General features: G+C 66.8%; 18 protein-coding genes and 1 pseudogene. 10 read left to right on the top strand and 9 right to left on the bottom strand.

What is annotated here, in order from left to right; all coding sequences use genetic code 11:
• Positions 1 to 34 precede the first annotated feature (34 nt).
• The 5 genes from BAC01S_RS19935 to ehuB form a co-directional block, all read right to left on the bottom strand.
• Positions 35 to 1,186 (bottom strand): porin, encoded by a 1,152-nt coding sequence (locus tag BAC01S_RS19935; protein WP_027796345.1) that lies wholly within the window; start codon positions 1,184 to 1,186, stop codon positions 35 to 37.
• A 113-nt stretch (positions 1,187 to 1,299) separates the two neighbouring features.
• Positions 1,300 to 2,136, bottom strand: a complete 837-nt coding sequence (gene ehuA / locus BAC01S_RS19930) for an ectoine/hydroxyectoine ABC transporter ATP-binding protein EhuA (RefSeq protein ID WP_027796344.1) — start codon at positions 2,134 to 2,136, stop codon at positions 1,300 to 1,302.
• A 47-nt stretch (positions 2,137 to 2,183) separates the two neighbouring features.
• Positions 2,184 to 2,843 carry an ectoine/hydroxyectoine ABC transporter permease subunit EhuD gene (gene ehuD / locus BAC01S_RS19925; RefSeq protein ID WP_027796343.1) on the bottom strand — a complete coding sequence of 220 codons (660 nt, stop codon included), beginning with the start codon at positions 2,841 to 2,843 and terminating at the stop codon, positions 2,184 to 2,186.
• Entirely contained in the window at positions 2,840 to 3,508 is a 669-nt protein-coding gene (gene ehuC, locus BAC01S_RS19920) for an ectoine/hydroxyectoine ABC transporter permease subunit EhuC (protein ID WP_043202955.1), read from the bottom strand. The genes ehuD and ehuC overlap by 4 nt, the downstream gene beginning before the upstream one ends.
• A gap of 61 nt (positions 3,509 to 3,569) precedes the next feature.
• Positions 3,570 to 4,397, bottom strand: coding sequence for an ectoine/hydroxyectoine ABC transporter substrate-binding protein EhuB (ehuB, locus tag BAC01S_RS19910; RefSeq protein ID WP_245616634.1), 828 nt, complete (start codon positions 4,395 to 4,397; stop codon positions 3,570 to 3,572).
• A gap of 246 nt (positions 4,398 to 4,643) precedes the next feature.
• Here ehuB and ehuR point away from each other — a divergent pair, with 246 nt between their 5' ends.
• The 8 genes from ehuR to BAC01S_RS19870 all read left to right on the top strand — a co-directional run bounded on the left by ehuR (position 4,644) and on the right by BAC01S_RS19870 (position 13,948).
• Positions 4,644 to 6,056 (top strand): MocR-like ectoine utilization transcription factor EhuR, encoded by a 1,413-nt coding sequence (gene ehuR / locus BAC01S_RS19905; RefSeq protein ID WP_027796340.1) that lies wholly within the window; start codon positions 4,644 to 4,646, stop codon positions 6,054 to 6,056.
• A 118-nt stretch (positions 6,057 to 6,174) separates the two neighbouring features.
• Positions 6,175 to 7,158: a hydroxyectoine utilization dehydratase EutB gene (gene eutB / locus BAC01S_RS19900; protein ID WP_027796339.1), complete on the top strand. Its 984-nt coding sequence runs from the start codon at positions 6,175 to 6,177 to the stop codon at positions 7,156 to 7,158.
• A 1-nt stretch (position 7,159) separates the two neighbouring features.
• Positions 7,160 to 8,161, top strand: a complete 1,002-nt coding sequence (locus tag BAC01S_RS19895) for a cyclodeaminase (protein WP_027796338.1) — start codon at positions 7,160 to 7,162, stop codon at positions 8,159 to 8,161.
• Between the two features lie 9 nt (positions 8,162 to 8,170).
• On the top strand, positions 8,171 to 9,379 hold the full coding sequence (gene doeA, locus BAC01S_RS19890; protein WP_027796337.1) for an ectoine hydrolase DoeA: 1,209 nt from the start codon (positions 8,171 to 8,173) through the stop codon (positions 9,377 to 9,379).
• A 5-nt stretch (positions 9,380 to 9,384) separates the two neighbouring features.
• Positions 9,385 to 10,413, top strand: coding sequence for a N(2)-acetyl-L-2,4-diaminobutanoate deacetylase DoeB (gene doeB / locus BAC01S_RS19885; RefSeq protein WP_027796336.1), 1,029 nt, complete (start codon positions 9,385 to 9,387; stop codon positions 10,411 to 10,413).
• 13 nt (positions 10,414 to 10,426) lie between these two features.
• Complete coding sequence (locus BAC01S_RS31980; protein ID WP_043202952.1) at positions 10,427 to 10,909, top strand: Lrp/AsnC family transcriptional regulator; 483 nt, start codon at positions 10,427 to 10,429, stop codon at positions 10,907 to 10,909.
• Between the two features lie 144 nt (positions 10,910 to 11,053).
• Complete coding sequence (locus tag BAC01S_RS19875; protein WP_027796335.1) at positions 11,054 to 12,532, top strand: NAD-dependent succinate-semialdehyde dehydrogenase; 1,479 nt, start codon at positions 11,054 to 11,056, stop codon at positions 12,530 to 12,532.
• Between the two features lie 21 nt (positions 12,533 to 12,553).
• Complete coding sequence (locus BAC01S_RS19870) at positions 12,554 to 13,948, top strand: aspartate aminotransferase family protein (protein WP_027796334.1); 1,395 nt, start codon at positions 12,554 to 12,556, stop codon at positions 13,946 to 13,948.
• A gap of 199 nt (positions 13,949 to 14,147) precedes the next feature.
• Here the strand turns inward: BAC01S_RS19870 and BAC01S_RS31975 are convergent, their stop codons facing one another.
• Complete coding sequence (locus BAC01S_RS31975; RefSeq protein WP_084168696.1) at positions 14,148 to 15,548, bottom strand: MFS transporter; 1,401 nt, start codon at positions 15,546 to 15,548, stop codon at positions 14,148 to 14,150.
• 199 nt (positions 15,549 to 15,747) lie between these two features.
• Between BAC01S_RS31975 and BAC01S_RS31970 the strand changes: the two genes are divergently transcribed.
• Both BAC01S_RS31970 and BAC01S_RS19855 read left to right on the top strand, forming a co-directional pair.
• Positions 15,748 to 16,596 (top strand): alpha/beta hydrolase, encoded by an 849-nt coding sequence (locus tag BAC01S_RS31970; RefSeq protein WP_043202950.1) that lies wholly within the window; start codon positions 15,748 to 15,750, stop codon positions 16,594 to 16,596.
• Between the two features lie 38 nt (positions 16,597 to 16,634).
• Positions 16,635 to 17,486, top strand: a complete 852-nt coding sequence (locus BAC01S_RS19855; protein WP_027796333.1) for a 2OG-Fe(II) oxygenase — start codon at positions 16,635 to 16,637, stop codon at positions 17,484 to 17,486.
• Between the two features lie 19 nt (positions 17,487 to 17,505).
• On the opposite strand, the gene BAC01S_RS19850 is transcribed toward BAC01S_RS19855, so the two are convergent.
• The 3 genes and pseudogenes from BAC01S_RS19850 to BAC01S_RS31965 all read right to left on the bottom strand — a co-directional run.
• Positions 17,506 to 17,775 (bottom strand): DUF1488 family protein, encoded by a 270-nt coding sequence (locus tag BAC01S_RS19850; protein WP_027796332.1) that lies wholly within the window; start codon positions 17,773 to 17,775, stop codon positions 17,506 to 17,508.
• Positions 17,776 to 17,827: 52 nt separating this feature from the next.
• Complete coding sequence (locus tag BAC01S_RS19845) at positions 17,828 to 18,085, bottom strand: CsbD family protein (RefSeq protein WP_027796331.1); 258 nt, start codon at positions 18,083 to 18,085, stop codon at positions 17,828 to 17,830.
• 324 nt (positions 18,086 to 18,409) lie between these two features.
• Positions 18,410 to 19,552 (bottom strand): annotated as a pseudogene (locus BAC01S_RS31965) (AAA family ATPase); the annotation flags it as partial.
• Positions 19,553 to 19,618 lie beyond the last annotated feature (66 nt).

The raw sequence follows: 19,618 nt of genomic DNA, 5'->3' as shown, positions 1-19,618 counted from the left end.
AGCAGGATCGGTTCAGTCGTACCGTCCGGAAGGTTCAGAACCGGTGAATCATCGCGATCCGGTACACCACCTGGTTCGGCGACGACGAAATGCCTGCCGACGCCGGCGTCTGCGCATCGTCGAACTGCGTCCCCGTATGCGCGCTCTCCACGTGCTGGTACGCGCCCTGCATGTAGAACGAGGTGCGCTTGCTCACGTCGTAGTCGAGCATCAGCGAAGCGCTGTGCCACTTCGGATGGTAGTTGCCCGCGGTCGTGTCGAGACCGCCGATCGTATAGGTATAGGACGCGCCGAGCCAGAGCGCCGGCGTGAAGAAATACTGGCCGTTGAGCTGGAAGTTGTCGAAGGTCCAGCGAGTCCAGGCGCCGCCGTTCGCCGGCGTGATCGGGCCGCTGAGGTAGACGCTGCCCGTGGGGTCGTCCACGCTGGTGTGCGAATACGCGACGCCGACGAGCGCCTTGCTGAAGCGGTACGAGGCGGCCGCGTCGATGTTTTCCTGCGACTTCGCGACGAACACGGAGTCGTCCGTGACCGCGCCCTGCGTGCCGAGGCCGGGCTGGTCGATGCGCATGTACGCCACGGCCGCCGTCAATCCGCCGTTCTGATATTGCCCGGCCGCGCTCATCAGGCGATTCTCGGCAAAGCCGCCCGCGGTGTTGCTGAACGCGTACATGGCTTCCCCGGTGAAGCCGTGCACGGTGGGCGTCACGTACTTGACCGAGTTGTCGACGCGGAAATCCCAGTCCGCGTTGTCGTTGTCGAACGGGCTCGACGCGACGTTGCCCGCCCAGTTGCCGGCGGCGGTGAGGTCGCTGAACATGTCGATGGTCGGGTCGTACTGGCGGCCGAACGTGAGCGTGCCGTACTGCTGCGACGCGAGGCCCACATAAGCTTGACGCCCGAAGAGCCGCTGTCCCTGGCCCAGCGCGCCGTTGCTGGCGTCGAATCCGTTCTCCAGCAGGAAGATGGCGCTGTAGCCGCTGCCCAGGTCTTCGTTGCCCTTGAGACCGAAGCGGCTGCCGACCACGTCGCCGCTCTGCATCCGCCACGCGGAGCCGCTGCCGGCATTGTTGGTGTAGTCGAGGCCTTCGTCGACGAGGCCGTACAGCGTGACGCTGTTCTGGGCGTGGGCGCTGGCGCTCGCGGCGAGCCAGGCAAGCAGGCAAATCTTCAGACGTGTGTTCATGGTGTGTTTATCGTAGGTTGGCGTTGACGAAAAAATCAGGAATACAAAATAAATAACATGCGTCGGCGAGCGGGAACGATGCTGCGATTGCTCCTCGTCGCCGCCGGGGCGGGTCAACTGGCTTCGCGCACCGCTCGCAGGAATTGCTGGGTGCGCTCGTGCCGGGGTGAAGTGAAGAACTGCTGCGGCGGCGCCTCTTCGAGAATCTTGCCGTGCGAGAAGAAGCAGACGCGATCGGCGAACTCTCGCGCAAAGCCCATCTGGTGCGTCACCATCAGCATGGTCAGGTTGTGCTCGGCGCCAAGGCGCCGGATCACGTTGAGCACCTCGCCGCACAACTCGGGGTCGAGCGCCGAGGTGACTTCGTCGAACAGCATCACCTTCGGCCGCATGGCCAGCGCGCGTGCGATGGCGACGCGCTGCTGCTGGCCGCCCGAAAGCTGCGAAGGGTAGTGGTCGCGCTTGTCGGCGAGGCCCACCATGGAAAGCAGCTCCATCGCGCGCTCCACGGCTTCGGCGCGGCTCAGCCCGAGCGTGCGCATGGGCGCTTCGATCGTGTTGCGCAGCGCCGTCATGTGCGGAAAGAGGTTGAAGCTCTGGAACACCATGCCGATGCGGCTGCGCACGCGGCGCACGTGAGCGTCGTTCGCGGGCACCCACGCTCCGTTGCGTTCCATGTGCGTGAGCGATTCGCCGCCCACGTCGATGCGGCCCGCGCTGAGCGGGTCGAGCGTCATCAGCACGCGCAGCAGCGTGGACTTGCCCGAGCCGCTCGGCCCGATAATGGCCACCTTCTCGCCCGCCGCGACGTCGAGGTCGAGTTCGTCGAGCACGGTGAGCGCCCCATAGCGCTTCGTCACGCCGCGAAAGCGGACCATCGGCTTGTCGCCGGCGGCATGGCCGACCGCGCCTGCGGCCTCGCCGAGCGCGGGAACGAGATCTCTTTTCATGCGTGTCTCCTGAGTATGCATGGTCGTCCGATCGTTCTGCCGCGCGCTCACGGCAGCCTCAGCCGTCGTTCGAGGTGGCGCACGCCGGTGGCGAACGTCACGCTGATGAGCAGGAAAAACAGCCCCGTGAGCGTGATCGGCTCCAGATAGCGGAACGTTTCGGAGCCGATGTTCTTGGCCTGCTGCATCAGTTCGACCACCGTGATGGCCGAGAGCACCGGCGTGTCCTTGAACATGGCTACGAGGTAATTGCCGAGCGCCGGAATGACCGGCCGGATCGCCTGCGGCAGGATCACGCCGCGCCAGAGGGCGGCGCGCGGCAGCGAGAGGGCGCAGGCGGCTTCCCACTGGCCGCGCGGCACGCCGTTGAGCCCGGCACGGTAGACCTCCGAGACGTAGCACGCATAGTGCACGGCAATGCCGAGCGTGCCGGCCGCGAGCGCGCTCAGCGTGATGCCGTAGAGCGGCGCCACGTAGAACAGGACGTAGACCTGGATCAGCAGCGGCGTGCTGCGCACGAACTCGACGAACAGCGCCGTAGGCCGCGCGATGGCGCGCACGGGGCTGCGCCGCAGGATCGCCAGCGCGAGACCGAGCACGAGGGCGACGGCGAAGCCCACGAGCGTAATGCCGATCGTGTAGAGGCACGCGTGCAGCAGCTGGGGGGTGATCCGCAGCGCGTAGCCGAAGTCGAAGAAGCGGTTCATCGCACGGCTCCCACGGGCATGCCGCGGCCCACGCGACGTTCCACGCGCCGCATCAGCGCGACCAGCGCCTGGGCCAGCACGAAGTAGATGACGAGCGTGAGCGCGAAGATCTCGGCGGTCTTGAAGGTGGCCTCGTCGAGCTGGCGAGCGCGGAACGTGAGGTCGGAAAGGGTGATCAGCGAAACGAGCGACGTGCCCTTGATGAGCTCGATCATCAGGTTCGTGGCAGGCGGCAGCGCGTGGATCATCGCCTGCGGCAGAACCACGCGAAAGAGGCGCGAGCGCGCGGGCAGGTTCAGCGCGAGCGCGGCCTCGTGCTGGCCGCCCGGCACCGCGCGCAGGGCGCCGCGCAGGATTTCCGAGCCGTAGGCGCCGTAATGGAGCCCGAGCCCGAGAATCGCGACGGTGAGCGGCGTGAGCGCCAGATCGAAAGGCGGCAGCGGCAGCACGAAGAAGAACCAGAATAGCTGCACGAGCAACGAAGTGCCGCGAAACACTTCGACATACGCGTTGGCGAGCCAGCGCAGCGCGCGCGAAGGCCCGAGGCGCAACGCCGTTGCGATGCCCGCCATGACGATGGCGAGCAGGATCGACCCGGCGGCAATCTGGATCGTGACGCCGGTGCCTTTGAGGAGGAGCGGCAGGAGTTCGTTCAGGTCGCCCATAGCGGTTCCTTGAAGAAGATGGCCTGGCGCGGCGCAGCGCCAGGATGCGGCACGTCCGTGCTCAGCCGCCGCACAGCTGGGCGGCCGTCTTGTCGGGCAGATTCGATTTGTCGAAGCCGAAAGGCGCCACCGTCCGCAGATGGTCCGGCGTGCCGATCCATGCATGAAGCGCCTTGTTCACGGCGTCGCGCAGGTCGGTGTCCTCCGGGCGGAACGCGAGCGCGCCGTAGCCCGTGTGCTTCGGGTCGTCGATGAACTTCTGCTGCGCCTCGACCTGACCCGGCGCTTTCGCGGCCAGGTCCTTCATCGTGAGCGCGGTGCCCGCGGCGGCATCCGCGCGCCGCGCACGCACTGCCTGCAGCTGCGCGGTGGTGTCGGGAACCTGCAGCAGCTGGCTGTCTTTCACGCCGGATTCGCGTGCGTAGCCCAACTCGACCGATCCGGCCATGACCGCGAGCGTTGCGTCCGCTTTCGCAACGTCCGCGTAGCTGTGCAATTGTTTCGGATTGCCGGGCAATGTGAGCAGCGTGTCCTCGATCTTGTATTGCGGATCGGCAAATGCCACCTGCTTGCAGCGCTCGGGCGTCACGTACATGCCGGCGGCGATCACGTCGAAGCGGCCGGCGCGCAGGCCGGGAATCAGCGAGCCCCATTCGGTCAGCACGGCGTCCACCTTCTTCACGCCGAGCTGGGCAAAGATCTTGCGTGCGATTTCGGGCGATTCGCCGGTGACGGTGCCGTCGGGCGTCGTATAGGCAAACGGTTTTTCGTTGGCGTAGCCGATGCGGATCTCGCCGGTGCGCTGAATGCGCTGCAAGGTGGTTTCGGCGTGGGCCGCGGCAATCGCGGCGCAGGCGGAGATCAGGAAGGCGCTGGCCGCGCCCAGCATGCGAATTCGCTTCATGTTCGTGGTGTCCCGTGGTCGTCGTGGTCGTGCTGGTAGCGGTTGCGGTGCCGGAAAACCGCTCCCGGCACCGGGAAATCCCTGCCGCACAAGGCCCGCCACACAAGGCTTTGGCAGCAGCGATCGGCGCAGCATACAAAGCCATTTTTTGTTGACGCTTGCACTAGGACAATTATTTTCCCGGTCCTTTTTGAGCGACCATGTCGGCTGAGGAAGGAGGAGAGGGCGGAGATGGCGCGGGCGAAGGTTTCCAAAGAGTGGCGCGAAGCGGTCGGCGCCGCGCATGGCGCGGAATCGAAGTACAAGCGGCTCGTGAAGGCGATCACGCTGGACATCGAGAACGGTGCGCTGGCCGCGGGCATGCGGCTTGCGCCGCAGCGCGAGGTGGCCGCCGAGCTTGGCATCAGCGTGCAGACGGTGACCAACGCCTATAAGGAGCTTGAAAGGCAGGGGCTGATCCGTTGCGAGGTGGGGCGCGGCAGCTTCGTCGCGGCGCGCGTGACGGAGGCGATGTCGAATTACATACTCGATACCGCGGAGCGCGAGATCGTCGACTTCTCGATCGCGCGCATCGTCCACACGCCCCAGCACGATGCGGCCTGGCGCGACGTCTGCGCCCAGCTCGCCACGCTCGACGATCAGCCGTGGATCCGCTCGTTCCGCCCCATCGCCGGCTTCGAGCACCATCGCCAGGCGGGCGCGGCATGGTTAGGTTCGCTGAACATGCCGGCCAGCCCCGAGACGCTGCTTGTTACCAACGGTGCGGCCCAGGGCATTTTCCTCGCGCTGGCCTCCACGGTCGGGCCCGGCGACACGGTGCTCTGCGAGAGCCTCACGGATCATGGCGTGATCGGCCTTGCGAACGTGCTTGGCTTTACGCTCAAGGGGCTCGAGATCGACGAGCATGGCATCCGTCCCGAACATTTCGAAGAGATGTGCGACAGCGAGCGTGTGAGCGCGCTCGTTTGCACGCCGACTTTCAACAATCCCACGATGTCCGTGATGCCCGATTCGCGGCGCCGCGCGATCGCGCGCATCGCGCAGCGCTATGGTGTGTACGTGATCGAGGACGACGTGTATGGCGCGCTGCCGGCGCAAACCTGCACGCCCATCGCGAGCCTGATCCCGGAGCTTGCGTTCTACTGCACGAGTATGACGAAGTCCGTGCTGACGGGCCTGCGCACCGGCTATCTGGCCGTGCCGCGCCGGCTCGCGCTGCGAGCCGAAAGCGTGCTGCGCGTGACCAGCTGGATGGCCACCTCGCCGGTTGCCGAGATCGCCGCGCGCTGGATCACGGACGGCACCGCGCGCCGGCTCGTGGCGCTGCAGCGCGAACGGCTCGCCGCACGCCAGGCGATGGTGCGCGCGGTGTTGGGCGAGTACGTGCTGGGCGCGCATGCGAATGCGCCCTCGGCCTGGCTGCGCGTGCCGGATTACTGGCAGGCCGACCGCGTTGTGCGCGAGCTGCGCAAGCGGCAGATCGCCGTGACCTCGCCCGACCCGTTTCTCGTGGGCGGCACGCAGCGGCCCAACGCGGTGCGGATCAGCCTTGGCGCGGAGGTGGGCGACACGGCGTGCCGCAACGCGCTCGAGACCATAGCCGGCGTCTTCGAGCAGTATCCGCACGTGAACGACTTTGTCTGAGCAGGCGCCATCGCGACAGGGCTCGCGAAGCGCGGCGCGAATTGTACCAGGACATTAGAAACGCCGTTTTGGAACATTAGACTGGTTCGCACAGCATCAGCTACGGAATGTGCGTTTCATGTCATCGCTTTCGCTTGCCGACGTTTATCGGGCCCGCCAGCGCCTCGCCGGTCGCGCGGCCCACACGCCGCTCGTGGCGTCGCCGTCCTTGTCCGCGCACGCGGGCGCACCGGTTTATCTCAAGCTCGAAACCGTTCAACCGACGGGCAGTTTCAAGCTGCGCGGCGCGACCAATGCCGTCGCCCAACTCGCCGAAACCGGCGTGACGCGCGTGGTCACGGCTTCGACCGGCAATCACGGCCGCGCGCTCGCCTATGCCGCGCGCGCGCTCGGCATCGAGGCCGCCGTCTGCATGTCCTCGCTCGTGCCGCGCAACAAGGTCGATGCCGTGGCGGCGCTCGGCGCGCGCGTCGTGATCGCGGGCCGGAGCCAGGACGACGCGCAGATCGAAGCGCAGCGCCTCGCGAGCGAAGAAGGTTATGCGTTCGTGCCGCCGTTCGACGACGCGCGCGTGATTGCGGGGCAGGCGACGATCGCCCTCGAAGTGCTCGAGGCGCTGCCCGATGCCGCCACGCTCGTCGTACCGCTTTCGGGCGGCGGCCTTTTCAGCGGCGTTGCCTTTGCGGCGAAGGCGATCCGTCCTTCGATCGCGGCCATCGGCGTTTCGATGGCGCGCGGCGCGGCCATGCATGCGAGTCTCGCGGCGGGGCAGCCCATCGAGGTCGAAGAAGTGCCGACGCTCGCGGACTCGCTGGGCGGCGGCATCGGTCTGGACAACCGTCATACGTTCTCGCTCACGCGTGCGCTTGCCGACGACGTGATCCTGCTCGACGAGCCTTCCATCGCGCGCGGCATCGTTCATGCGTATCGCCAAGAGCGCCTCGTGGTGGAAGGCGCGGGCGCCGTGGGCATCGCGGCGCTGCTGGATGGACGCATTGCCGGCGCGGAGCGTGCGGAAGAGCAGGGCGGCCCCATCGTTGTCCTGATCAGCGGCGCCAATATCGACATGGCGGTACACCGCCGAATTATCTCGGAGACCTGAATTGCATCCTGTTACCTTGCTGGGCGAGGCGCAGCTGCGCGCGCTCGTTCCGCTCGACCTCGCGGCCGTGGACCAGGTGGAGGCCGCGTTCGCCTCGCTCGCGACCGAGGCCGTGGTCATGCCGCCGATCCTCAATCTTGCGCTGCCCGAGCGCAATGGCGAAGTCGACGTGAAGACCGCGTATCTGCCGCGCTTCGAGCAGTTCGCGATCAAGATCAGCCCGGGCTTCTTCAACAACCCCGCGCTCGGCCTGCCGAGCCTGAACGGCCTGATGCTCGTGCTTTCGGCGAAAACCGGCCTTACCGAGGCGGTGCTGCTCGACAACGGCTATCTGACCGCCGTGCGCACGGCGGCGGCGGGTGCCGTCGCGGCGCGCTGGCTGGCGCGCGAAGACGCGCGTCACGCGGCCATCGTGGGCGCGGGCGAGCAGGCTCGCCTGCAGCTCGACGCGCTCATGCTCGTGCGCAAGATCGAGCGCGTCCATGTCTGGGCGCGCGACGTCGAACAGGCGCTGACGTTCGCGGATGCGGCCGCGCGCCGCCACGGCATCGAAGTCTGGGTGGCCGATTCGGTGCACGACGCATTCCGTCATGCCGACGTCGCGATCACGACGACGCCGAGCCGCGCGCCGCTCGTCGACGCCAGCGATCTGCATGCGGGCCTTCACGTCACGGCGATGGGCTCCGACGCGGAGTACAAGAACGAAATCGCGCCCTCGGTATTCGAGGTGGCGCGCTATGTCTGCGATCGCCTTCAGCAGACGCGTTTGCTGGGCGAGCTCGCGCATGCGATCGCGGCAGGCGCGGCCGAGCCGAAGGCGCGCTTCGACGAACTTGGCGAGGTGGTGGCGGGGCAGCGCCCGGGCCGCCGGCACGCCGACGAAATCACGCTTTGCGACCTCACCGGAACCGGCGCGCAGGACACGGCCATCGCGGCGCTCGCGTTGGTGCGCGCCAGGGCGTCGGGCATGGGAACGGTCTTTCACAACGCAGTTACGCTTTGAGAGGGGATGATGTCGGCAGCAAATGAATCGAAGGAGGGGGTGCCGCGCCTCGCATTCGCACGCGGCGAGTACGAAGCGCGCATCGCGAGGACGCGCGCGGCGATGCAGCAGAAGGGCATCGACCTGCTGATCGTCACGGACCCGACCAACATGTACTGGCTCACGGGCTACGACGGCTGGTCGTTCTATGTGCATCAGTGCGTGCTGCTCGCGCAGGAGGGCGAGCCGGTGTGGTACGGGCGCGGCCAGGACGCGAACGGCGCGAAACGCACGACGTTCCTCGCGCACGAGCAGATCGTCGGTTATCCCGATCATTATGTGCAGTCCACGGAGCGTCATCCGATGGACTACCTCGCGAGCGAGGTCATCGCGGCGCGCGGCTGGAGCCAGCTTCGCATCGGCGTCGAGCTCGATAACTACTACTTCAGCGCGGCCGCTTACGCGGCGCTGCAGCGCCATCTGCCCGGCGCGCGCTGGGCCGACGCCACGGCGCTCGTGAACTGGCAGCGTGCCGTGAAGTCGCCGCGCGAGATCGAGTACATGCGGGTCGCGGCGCGCATCGTCGAAAAGATGCACGCGCGCATTCTCGATACCGTCGAGCCCGGCATGAAGAAGAGCGATCTCGTCGCCGAAATCTGCCGCGCCGGCATCACGGGCGCGCAAGGATACGGCGGCGACTATCCGGCCATCGTGCCGCTGCTGCCGACGGGCGCCGATGCCGCCGCGCCGCATCTTACCTGGGACGACTCGGCATTCGGCAACAACGCCGGCACGTTCTTCGAAATTGCGGGCTGCTATCGCCGCTATCACTGTCCGCAGTCGCGCACCGTGTATCTCGGCAAGCCGCCGCAGCATTTTCTCGAAGCCGAGAAAGCGGTCGTGGAAGGCATCGAGGCCGGGCTTGCGGCCGCCAAACCGGGCAACGTCTGCGAGGACATCGCCAACGCATTCTTCGCTGTCCTGCGCAAGTCGGGCATCGAGAAAAACAGCCGTTGCGGCTACCCGATCGGCGCGAGCTATCCGCCGGACTGGGGCGAGCGCACGATGAGCCTGCGCCCCGGGGACCGCACGGTTCTCGAACCCGGCATGACGTTCCATTTCATGCCGGGCCTGTGGCTGGACGACTGGGGCCTCGAGATCACCGAGAGCATTCTGATTACCGAGACCGGCGTGGAGACGTTCTGCCAGACGCCGCGCAAACTGTTCGTGAAGGAGTAGGGGCGATGCGCGCATCACCCATCACGCCGACCGTCGATTTCGACGCCGAAGGCGTGCAGCATGGCTTCCTGAAGCTGCCGTATTCGCGCGACGATTCCGCGTGGGGGGCGATCATGATCCCCCTCACCGTGATCGGGCGCGGCGACGGGCCCACCGTGCTGCTAACGGGCGGCAATCATGGCGACGAGTACGAGGGGCCGATCGCGCTCGCCAAGCTCGCGGCCTCGCTCGATGCCGCCGAAGTGACCGGCCGCGTGATCATCGTGCCGTACATGAACTACCCGGCTTTCCGCGCGGGCTGCCGCACGTCGCCGATCGACGCGGGCAATCTGAACCGCAGCTTCCCGGGGCGCCCCGACGGTACGGTGACCGAAAAGATCGCCGACTACTTCCAGCGCCATTTGCTCGAACGCGCGGACTACGTGCTCGACATTCACGCGGGCGGGCGCACGCTCGACTTCGTGCCGTTCGCGGCGATTCACGTCCTGCCCGACGGCGAGCAGCAGGCGCGCTGCGAGCGCGCGATGCGGGCCTTCGGCGCGCCTTACTCCATGCGCATGCTGGAGCTCGACAGCGTGGGGCTTTTCGACAGCGCCGTGGAGGAGGCCGGCAAGGTGTTCGTCTCGACCGAGCTCGGCGGCGGCGGCAGCGCCACGGCGGCGAGCGTGGCGATTGCGGATCGCGGCCTGCGCGGTTTTCTCGCGCATGCCGGCGTGATCGAACGCACGCATGCGGCGCACGACCCGGAGCGGCGCACCACGACGCTGCTCGACATGCCCGACGGCCGCTGCTACACGACGAGCGAGCATCGCGGCCTGCTGGAGATGTGCCGCGACCTGGGGGAGAGGGTGGAGGCCGGCGACGTGCTCGCGCGCGTGCACGACATCGAGCGAACCGGCACGCGTCCCGTGGAATACGTCGCGCAGTGCGGCGGCCTGCTCGCCGCGCGCCACTTCCCCGGCCTCGTGCAGGCAGGCGACACCGTGGCCGTGGTGGCCCAGGTGGTCGAGCGCAATCTGCCGGTGCCGGCATGAGCGGGACGGCAACGTGATCAGGCTCGACCGCTACGACCTCGCGATTCTGCGCATTCTCGAGCGCGACGGCCGGATCACGAAATCGAAGCTCGCCGAAGAGGTGAACCTGTCGATCTCGCCAGCCTGGGAGCGTGTGCGCAAGCTCGAGGAGAGCGGTGTGATTCGCGGCTATCGCGCGGACGTGGACTGGGTCGGCGCCTTCCGGGTCAGCCGCATCGTCGTGGAGGTGACGCTCTCGCGGCACACCGCCCAGGAGATGCGGCGCTTCGAGGAGCGCATCGGCGCGGCCGACGAAGTGACGCAGTGCTACGCAACCGGCGGCGGCGTGGATTACGTGCTGCACGTGGTAGCGCGCGACATCGATCACTATCAGCGCTTCATCGACAGTCTGCTGGTCGAGGATCTCGGCATCGAGCGCTATTTCACCTACATCGTGACGAAGGTCGTGAAGTGCGCGCCTTCGCAGGTGCCCGGCTGGGCCGCCGAGGGCCTTTGAGTCTCTTCGCGGGGCCGGCTGTTTTTTTCGCGCCGGCCGCCGCCATTTCAAAAAGAACCGCATTTCCGGCGCCGCGAAACCAAAAATTTCACGCGCGCCGGCGCGACAGAATGGAGTCCATACCGACCACGAAGGAGTAGAGACATGTTGCCTGGACATCCCATCCTGTTCAAATCGCTGTGCTATGTGGACGGCCGCTGGATACACAGCGACAGCGCCGCCACCGTCGCCGTGCAGAATCCCGCCGATCAGACGGTGATCGGCCATGTGCCGATGCTGGAGCGTGCGCAGATCGTCGCGGCCGTGGATGCCGCGCAGCGCGCCTTCGAAACCTGGCGCTGGGTGCCGCAGCCGCAGCGCAGCGCGGCCCTGCTGCACTGGCACGCGCTGATCCTGCGCCACCAGGACGATCTTGCCTCGCTGCTCTCGCTCGAACAGGGCAAGCCGCTGGCCGAATCGCAGGGCGAGATCCGCTATGCGGCGAGCTTCGTCGAGTGGTTCGCGCACGAGGCGAAACGCCTGGCAGGCCGTACGATTCCCACGCATATCGACGGCGCCCACCTCGCGACGGTGGCGGAGCCCGTCGGCGTCGCCGCGCTCATCACGCCCTGGAACTTCCCCGTGGCGATGATCACGCGTAAAGCCGCCGCGGCGATCGCCGCGGGCTGCACGACGATCGTGAAACCCGCGCACGAGACCCCCTATTCGGCGCTCGCGCTCGCGCAGCTTGCGGAAGAGGCCGGCTTTCCCGCGGGTGTCTTCAACGTCGTGATCGGCGAACCGCAAATGGCGATGGAAACGCTCGTGAGCGATACCCGCGTCCGTGCCGTGAGCTTCACCGGATCGACGCGCGTGGGCGCGCTCGTCACGCAGGCGGCGGCGCGCGCGGGCATCAAGAAAGTCGCGCTGGAGCTGGGCGGCAACGCGCCGTTCATCGTGACCGCCGACGCCGATCTGGAGCAGGCCGTGAAGGTTGCCGTAGGCGCGAAATTCCAGACCTCGGGGCAGGACTGCTGCGCGGCCAACCGCATCTTCGTGGCGCGTCCGCTCTACGAGGCCTTCGTCGAGCGCTACGCCGCGGCGGTGCGCGCACTGAAGACGGGCCCGGCGTTCGAAGCGGGCGTGGAGGTCGGTCCGCTCATGCATCAGGCCGCATTCGACAGCACGGCCGCGCGCGTGGCCGACGCGAAGGAGAAGGGCGCGCGCATCGTGGCGGGCGGTTATCCGCACGCGCTGGGAGGCTGGTTTTTCGAGCCCACGGTGATAGCGGATGCCGCGCCCGGCATGCGCGTGTATGACGAAGAGAACTTCGCGCCCATCTCCGCCGTCTGCGCGTTCGACACGCTCGACGAAGTCGTCGCGAAGGCGAACGACACGGAGTACGGTCTCGCCGCCTACGTGTGCGCGACCCACGTCAACACGATCTTCCAACTCGTGCGCCGGCTCGACTTCGCCATGGTTTCGGTCAACGGCGTGAAGTTCACAGGCGCGCCGATTCCGTTCGGCGGCATGAAAGCGTCGGGCCTCGGCCGCGAAGGCGGCGCGGAAGGCTTCGAGCCGTTCGTGGAAACCAAATATTTTTGTCTTGGCAATCTTGGCCTGCCGCTCGCGGCCACGGCCTGAACCCCGCATCAGGAGCACATCATGACCCAATCTCTCGAAACCTTGTTCCAGCAGGACCGCGCGCATTTCATGCACCCGTCCACCCACGCGTACGATCACGAAAGCGGCGCGCTGCCCGGCAAGATCGTACGCGGTGCGAAAGGCATCCGCATCGAAGACCATCAGGGCAAGCAGTACATCGACGCCTTCGCGGGCCTCTACTGCGTCAACATCGGCTACGGCCGCACCGAGGTGGCCGACGCGATCTACGCGCAGGCGAAGCAGCTCGCGTACTACCACACCTATGTCGGGCATTCGTCGGACGCCATCATCGAACTGTCGTCGCGCATCATCGACTGGGCGCCGGCCGGCATGAAGAAGGTGTACTACGGCATGTCCGGCTCGGACGCCAACGAAACGCAGGTCAAGATCGTCTGGTACTACAACAATGTGCTGGGACGCCCGAACAAGAAGAAGATCATTTCGCGCGAGCGCGGCTATCACGGCTCCGGCATCGTGACGGGCAGCCTCACGGGACTGCCGAGCTTTCATCAGCATTTCGATCTCCCGATCGATCGCGTGAAGCACACGGTCTGCCCGCACTGGTATCGCAAGGCGCCCGTGGGCATGACCGAGACGCAGTTCGTCGCGTACTGCGTGGAGGAGCTCGAAAAGCTGATCGCCCGCGAAGGCGCCGACACGATCGCCGCCTTTATCGCCGAGCCCGTGATGGGCACGGGCGGCATCATCGAACCGCCTGCCGGCTACTGGCCCGCGATCCAGGGCGTGCTGAAGAAGCATGACATCCTGCTGATCTCCGACGAAGTGGTGTGCGGCTTCGGGCGCCTCGGCTCGAAGATGGGCGCGCAGCACTTCGGCATGGCGCCGGATCTCATCACCGTCGCGAAGGGCCTCACGAGCGCCTATGCGCCGCTCTCGGGCGTGATCGTCGGCGAGAAGGTGTGGGACGTGATCGCGCACGGCTCGCAGGAGCATGGGCCGATGGGGCACGGCTGGACCTACTCGGGCCACCCCGTTTGCGCGGCGGCGGCGCTCGCGAACCTCGACATCCTCGAGCGCGAGAATCTGGTCGGCAATGCGGCGGACGTGGGCGCATATTTCGGCGCGAAGCTGCGCGAAGCGTTCGGCGCGCATCCGCTCGTCGGCGAGGTGCGGAGCGTGGGCATGCTGGGCGCGCTCGAATTCATGGCCGACAAGGCAGCACGCACGCCGTTCGATTCCGCGCTGAAGATCGGGCCGCAGGTGTCGGCCGCGGCGCTCAAGCGCGGTGTGATCGCGCGCGCCATGCCGCACGGCGACATTCTCGGTTTCGCCCCGCCGCTCGTCATGACGCGTGCCGAAGCCGACGAGATCGTCGGTATTGTCCGCGAGGCCGTTGACGAGGTGGCCGAGCGCAATCTGACCGTTGCCGGTTGAAGTCTTGCCAAGCTGACTGCGAGAGCGGTCAGCCTGGCAGTCCGGATCAAAAAAGCCTGGGCCCCGCTCGACGCGGGGCCCAGGCTTTTTCTCATTGTGCAGACCGTCTCGACGAAAAAAAGCCCAGCCTGGGCTGGGCTACGAGCGCTATGAGCGCTACGAGAGGCGAGGGCCCGAAATGCCCTCGGCCGGGGATGCATCAACGCGTCTTGCCGGGCACCGTATGGCCGCGCAGCGAACACCCGCGCGTTTCGATGACGAAGAGGAGTGCGATTGCGCCGACCGCGCAGGCGGCCATCATGTAGTACGCCGGAACGAGGGCGCTGCCGGTCTTGTCGACAAGCCAGTCGCTGACGATCGGCGCCGTGCCGCCGAAGAGCGACGTGGAGAGGTTGTACGCGATGGCCATGCCGGCGTAGCGCACGTGGGTCGGAAACATGGCGGGGAAGGTCGCGGAAATGGTCGCCAGCTGCGGGACATAAAGCAGTCCGAGCACGGAAAAGCCGATCAGCGCGCCGATCACGCCATGGTGCATCAGCTCGAACATCGGCACCGCGGCGACGAAGAGACCGATGAGCGAGAACCACCAGAGCCGCTTGCGCCCCAGGCGATCCGAGAGATGACCCGCGAAAGGCAGCATCACCATCATGGCCAGCATGCCGAGAAGCGGAATCAGCAGCGACAGGTTCTCGCTCACGCCCAGCTCTTTGTGCATGTACGTCGGCATATAGGCCAGCAGCACGTAGTTCACGACGTTCAGCGCCACCACGAGGCCGCCGAGCAGCACGAGCGGCAGGCGATAGTCGCGCAACAGCGCGCGCAGCGACACCGCCGGCCGCGCATGCGCCGCTTTCTCGATCTGCGCTTCCAGTTCGCGGAATACGGGTGTGTCTTCGATGCGCGAACGCAGATAGCAGCCGACGAGCCCGAGCGGCGCCGCCACGAGAAACGGCAGGCGCCAGCCCCACGCATGCATCGCGTCGTTGCCGAGCAGCAGCGAAGCCGCGAGCATCAGCAGCGCGCCCAGCGAAAAGCCGGCCAGCGTCGCGAATTCGAGGAAGCTGCCGCAGAAGCCGCGCCGCTCGTCGGGCGCATATTCGGCCATGAAGGTGGCGGCGCCGCCATATTCGCCGCCGGTGGAGAAGCCCTGGATCATGCGCAGCGCGATCAGCGCGGCGGGCGCGAGCCATCCGGCCGTGGCGTAGGTGGGCAGCAGGCCCACGAGCAGCGTTGCGCCGGACATGAGCAGCACGGTCAGCGCGAGCACGCGCTTGCGGCCGAAGCGGTCGCCGAGCGGTCCCCAGAAGAGACCGCCGAGCGGCCGGATCAGAAACGAAATGGCGAACGTGCCGAGCGCGAACAGCGTGGCGCTGGCCGCGCTGCCGGGAAACAGCGCGGCGGAGATATAGGCGAGCCCGTAGGCGTAGATCCCGTAGTCGAACCATTCGGTCGCGTTGCCGAGTGCCGCGGCCGCGATGGCCCGGCGCGGCAGCGTGTGCGACCGCCCTGCAGCGGAGCGGCGTTCTCGATCCGCGGAAGCCTCGACTTCCCAGGGGGACCGACCCGCGGGCTTGCGGGGCCAGGGTAAGGCGTATCGCATAAGGCATCCTCAGTCTGGAGCAGCACCCGAATGGCCTGCTTGAGCGATCAAGTTATCCCGGTCAATTTGCGAGGGCGATGTCATAGGACGATTTCGCCTCGGGAATTTCCCTGGTCGGGCGCAGGTTGCACACCCGGGCCGCACGCGCCGTGCGTGTACCATGGCGTCTCCGAGTTCCAGCGAGTGACGCAGATTCCCGATGCCAAACCGTTTTTCCGGCGCCGCGCTGCTTGCGGCCTGCCTCTTCGTCAGCGCCGGGGCAGGCTGCGCCGCACTGGATCCCGTGGGCCACGCCGATGCGATCGCGCAAGCGGCGCATCTGCAGCGCGAGCGGATCGACGCAGGCGACTTCGTCCTGACCGCGTACGCGAAAATCGGCAAGCCCGGCGAGCCGCTCCATGTCTATATCGAAGGCGACGGCCAGGCATGGATCTCGCGCACGCAGCCCTCGCTGGACCCGACGCCGCGCGAAGCCACGGGCCTCAAGCTCGCGGCCGCGGACCCCGCGCCGAATGTCGTTTATCTGGCCCGTCCCTGCCAGTACACGCCCATGGCCATGAATCCGCGCTGCGGCATTCCGTATTGGACAGGCAAGCGGTTCGCGCCGGAAGTGGTGGCGTCGATGGACGATGCGCTCAGCCAGTTCGCCGCGCGTGCGCCGGGACAGCGGATCGATCTGATCGGCTATTCCGGCGGCGCCGCGGTCGCGGTGCTGATCGCGGCGCGTCGCACCGATGTCGCCTCGATCCGCACGGTGGCCGGCAACCTCGACGACGAGTTCGTCAACCGGCTGCACCATGTGTCGGCGATGCCGCAGTCGGATAATCCGATCGATTTCGCGGGACAGGTGGCGTCGATTGCGCAGATCCATTTCAGCGGGGCCGATGACGACGTGGTGCCGCCCGCCGTCGCGCAACGGTTCGTTGAAGCCGCGGGCCCGCGCTGCGCGCAGGTCCGCACGGTCCCGGGCATGACGCACGACGGCGACTGGAGCCGGGTGTGGCCGGCGCTGCTGAAAGCGGCGCCCGTCTGCACTTCGGCCAACTGATCTTTTACACGTTTGCAGCCAAAGAGGAAACGCAACCCATGCCGATTATCGATGCCGCCTGGCGAAGCTGGCTGACCACGAATGCGGGCCGCGGATGCAGCGCGCAATCCATGATCGACGCGATGGTGGAAGCAGGGTTCGATTCCGCCGCGGCGGACGTGGCCGTGCAGGAGACGCTGGGCGCCCATGGCGGCGTTGAGGCAAGTCCCGCCCGCGGCCCGTCGGGCGAGTACCGGTACGACCGCGGTCCCGTTGCGGCCGGCAACCGGATTCGTGCCCGCGATCGCGACGTCACGGTGCTGATGCGCAGCGAACGGCCCCAGGTCATTCTCTTCGGCGACGTCATGTCCCCAGGCGAGTGCGCCGAGATGATCGAGCGTTCGCGGCACCGGCTCAGGCGATCGACCACGGTTCATCCCGAGACCGGCCGCGAGGACGTCATCCAGAATCGCACGAGCGAAGGCGTCTGGTTCCAGCGCGGAGAGGACGAATTCATCAAGCGTCTCGACGACCGCATTGCGAGCCTCATGAACTGGCCAGTCGAAAATGGCGAGGGCCTGCAGATTCTTCACTACAACGTGGGCGGCGAGTATCGGCCGCATTTCGACTATTTCCCACCGGATCAGGCGGGCAGCACGGTTCACACGGCGCGCGGGGGGCAGCGCGTGGCAACGCTCGTCGTTTATCTGAACGACGTGCCGGCCGGCGGCGAGACCGTCTTCCCGGAGGTTGGGCTATCCGTTGGAGCCCGACAGGGCTGTGCGGTGTATTTCCGCTACATGAACGCGATGCGGCAGCTCGATCCGCTGACTTTGCACGGCGGTGCGCCGGTCCTCGCCGGCGACAAATGGATCATGACCAAATGGGTGCGAGAGCAGCCCTATGTTTGAGTCCGCATCAAGCCTTCTGTCAACGCATGCCCTCGAAGTCGAGTGCTTCCAGTTCCACGGACAGTCCGCCGTTGCTGTTCAGGGCGTGCCGCGCCGCCTGCTCGATCTTCGCGCGGTGGGTCTCGAACGCGCCCAGCAGCGCATGCGCCGACGTATCGGTAACGCCGAAGCGCTCGCTTGGCGCGTCCATCGATACGCTGCACCACACCGGCCGATTGTCGACGTGTGCCTCGAATGCCACCCGGGCGGCAGCCACGACGTGGCGACGGCTCGTAAATTCGACTCTCATCTCGATCCTCCGCGTCGTTCAATCCATGCTCGCAGCGGCACGTGGGGAAATTTTATTCGCGGTTCGCGGACCATAAGGCACCCACTAACATACCGATGCCGAGCGCGATGCCAAGGGCCGCCAGCGGATTGCCGGACACCGTCTCGCGCGCGGAAGAGGCCGCGTTGGCCGCCAGCCGCTGCAAGCTTCCGCATAGCGCTCTGGTTTTTCCGACCAGGTGCGTGCCTGTATCGCCAAGCGCATCGCCCGCCAGTTCCTCGGCTCTTCCCGCCACTTCCTGCGCCATGCCCTTCACCTTTGCCGTTTCCATAGTTGTCCTCCTTGTCATGTCAACGGCTGGAGAAGCAGCCGTCGTGCCTGCATGGCATCCATCCTTCTGTGCGGCGTGAGACCGGCACGGCGGCCACCTCGATTCCGCGCGGTCCAACGCACGCGAGCGGGGTACATCGCTTGCGCCACGGGAAGGCAGTCAACAGGAGCGCCCCATGCCAACACGCCGTCGCAAAGCCGGACCGCCTGCCACCGAAGCCGCCCAGGCGCGTTTCTCGGGCTATGCGAAGCCGCTCGTGAGCGAGGCGCGCAGGCGCGCGGCGATGCCCGCGAAACGGCGCGCGTCGTGCTGGCCGGCGCCGAACTCAAGCGCGGCATCGCGCTCGAAGTATTCCTTGTACTCCGACCAGGTGGTGGCGGCGATCGTGCGCAGCTCGCCGCGCGCGAGCGCGGGCTTGAGCAGGTTCGCCGCGTCGGCGCCGCCCGCCGCGTTGCCCGCACCGATCAGCGTGTGTGCCTCGTCGATGAAGAGCAGGATCGGTACAGCCGAGGCCTGGACTTCGTCGATTACCGTCTTGAGGCGCTGCTCGAATTCACCCTTCACCCCCGCGCCGGCCTGCAGCAGCCCCAGATCGAGTGTCAGGATGCGCACATCCCGGATCACGTTTGGCACGATGCCCTCTGCCACGCGCAGCGCGAGACCCTCGACGAGCGCGGTCTTGCCCACGCCGGGCTCCCCGACGAGAATGGGGTTGTTCTTGCGGCGGCGTGCGAGCACGTCGACCATCTGCTGGATCTCGCGATCGCGCCCGAAGACCGGATCAATTTTTCCCTCTCGCGCTTTTGCCGTGATGTCGATCGCAAAGCGGGCAAGTGCGTCGCCTTCCACATTGCATCGGGTTGCGGGTGGGGCCGGCACGGCCGCTTCCTGCGACGCGTGACCGCCGGCAACGGTTCCTGTTGCCGCCGCAGTGTGTTCCGGCAGGGTTTCCGGCTCGTCCGTCGGGTTCTCGCAGGTTCTTCGCCCGAGGCGCGGCAGCAGTCGCGGGATCTGCGCGGTGCTGAGGGAGAGCAGTTGCCAGGCGTTGTTCGCGCGCAGCACATGCGGCGCTTCGATGATGGCCTGCAACACGTTGCCGGAGCGGATCACCGGTTCGCCCGTTGCGTCGCCGGTCGACGCATGAAACCAGGCATCCTGGAGCACGACGGCCAGTTGCGGGGACAGGCTGGGCCGGCCACGCAGGTTGCGCGGCGTATGGTCGATTGCCCTGAGCAGCGCATCCCAGATGGCATCGACGTTCAGATCGTAGTGGTTCATGATGGCCGGGATATCGCCGTCCCCGGCCTCGATCAGCTTGAGCAGCCAGTGCTCGACCGTAATCTCGTCCGAGAGACGCCCCTGGCAGAGGCTTGCCGCGGCTTCCAGTGCATTCGCGCAGTGAGGATTGAGCCGCTGCAGCGGGTTCGCGTCACGGGAGGAAGGATTCCGGCACAGGTAAAGGAGCAGCGGCCGCGGAAGGCGGCCGCCTCTCGCAATAAAAAGACCAGCCTGTTGGCACAGGCTGGCGAAAGG

This window comes from Paraburkholderia acidipaludis NBRC 101816, assembly GCF_000684975.1.
Taxonomy (GTDB): Bacteria; Pseudomonadota; Gammaproteobacteria; order Burkholderiales; family Burkholderiaceae; genus Paraburkholderia; species Paraburkholderia acidipaludis.
The sequence above is the reverse complement of the archived record's forward strand: the minus strand, read 5'-3'. Positions and strand labels throughout refer to the sequence as shown.

Bases quoted from the DNA above. Each gene is read 5' to 3' on its own strand.
- BAC01S_RS19850 (WP_027796332.1), bottom strand. From the start codon at position 17,775: ATGAGAGTCGAATTTACGAGCCGTCGCCACGTCGTGGCTGCCGCCCGG.
- BAC01S_RS19855 (WP_027796333.1), top strand. From the start codon at position 16,635: ATGCCGATTATCGATGCCGCCTGGCGAAGCTGGCTGACCACGAATGCG.
- ehuC (WP_043202955.1), bottom strand. From the start codon at position 3,508: ATGGGCGACCTGAACGAACTCCTGCCGCTCCTCCTCAAAGGCACCGGC.
- doeA (WP_027796337.1), top strand. From the start codon at position 8,171: ATGTCGGCAGCAAATGAATCGAAGGAGGGGGTGCCGCGCCTCGCATTC.
- eutB (WP_027796339.1), top strand. From the start codon at position 6,175: ATGTCATCGCTTTCGCTTGCCGACGTTTATCGGGCCCGCCAGCGCCTC.
- ehuR (WP_027796340.1), top strand. From the start codon at position 4,644: ATGGCGCGGGCGAAGGTTTCCAAAGAGTGGCGCGAAGCGGTCGGCGCC.
- ehuD (WP_027796343.1), bottom strand. From the start codon at position 2,843: ATGAACCGCTTCTTCGACTTCGGCTACGCGCTGCGGATCACCCCCCAG.
- BAC01S_RS19845 (WP_027796331.1), bottom strand. From the start codon at position 18,085: ATGGAAACGGCAAAGGTGAAGGGCATGGCGCAGGAAGTGGCGGGAAGA.
- doeB (WP_027796336.1), top strand. From the start codon at position 9,385: ATGCGCGCATCACCCATCACGCCGACCGTCGATTTCGACGCCGAAGGC.
- BAC01S_RS31975 (WP_084168696.1), bottom strand. From the start codon at position 15,548: ATGCGATACGCCTTACCCTGGCCCCGCAAGCCCGCGGGTCGGTCCCCC.
- BAC01S_RS19870 (WP_027796334.1), top strand. From the start codon at position 12,554: ATGACCCAATCTCTCGAAACCTTGTTCCAGCAGGACCGCGCGCATTTC.
- BAC01S_RS19875 (WP_027796335.1), top strand. From the start codon at position 11,054: ATGTTGCCTGGACATCCCATCCTGTTCAAATCGCTGTGCTATGTGGAC.
- BAC01S_RS31970 (WP_043202950.1), top strand. From the start codon at position 15,748: ATGCCAAACCGTTTTTCCGGCGCCGCGCTGCTTGCGGCCTGCCTCTTC.
- ehuA (WP_027796344.1), bottom strand. From the start codon at position 2,136: ATGAAAAGAGATCTCGTTCCCGCGCTCGGCGAGGCCGCAGGCGCGGTC.
- ehuB (WP_245616634.1), bottom strand. From the start codon at position 4,397: ATGCTGGGCGCGGCCAGCGCCTTCCTGATCTCCGCCTGCGCCGCGATT.
- BAC01S_RS19935 (WP_027796345.1), bottom strand. From the start codon at position 1,186: ATGAACACACGTCTGAAGATTTGCCTGCTTGCCTGGCTCGCCGCGAGC.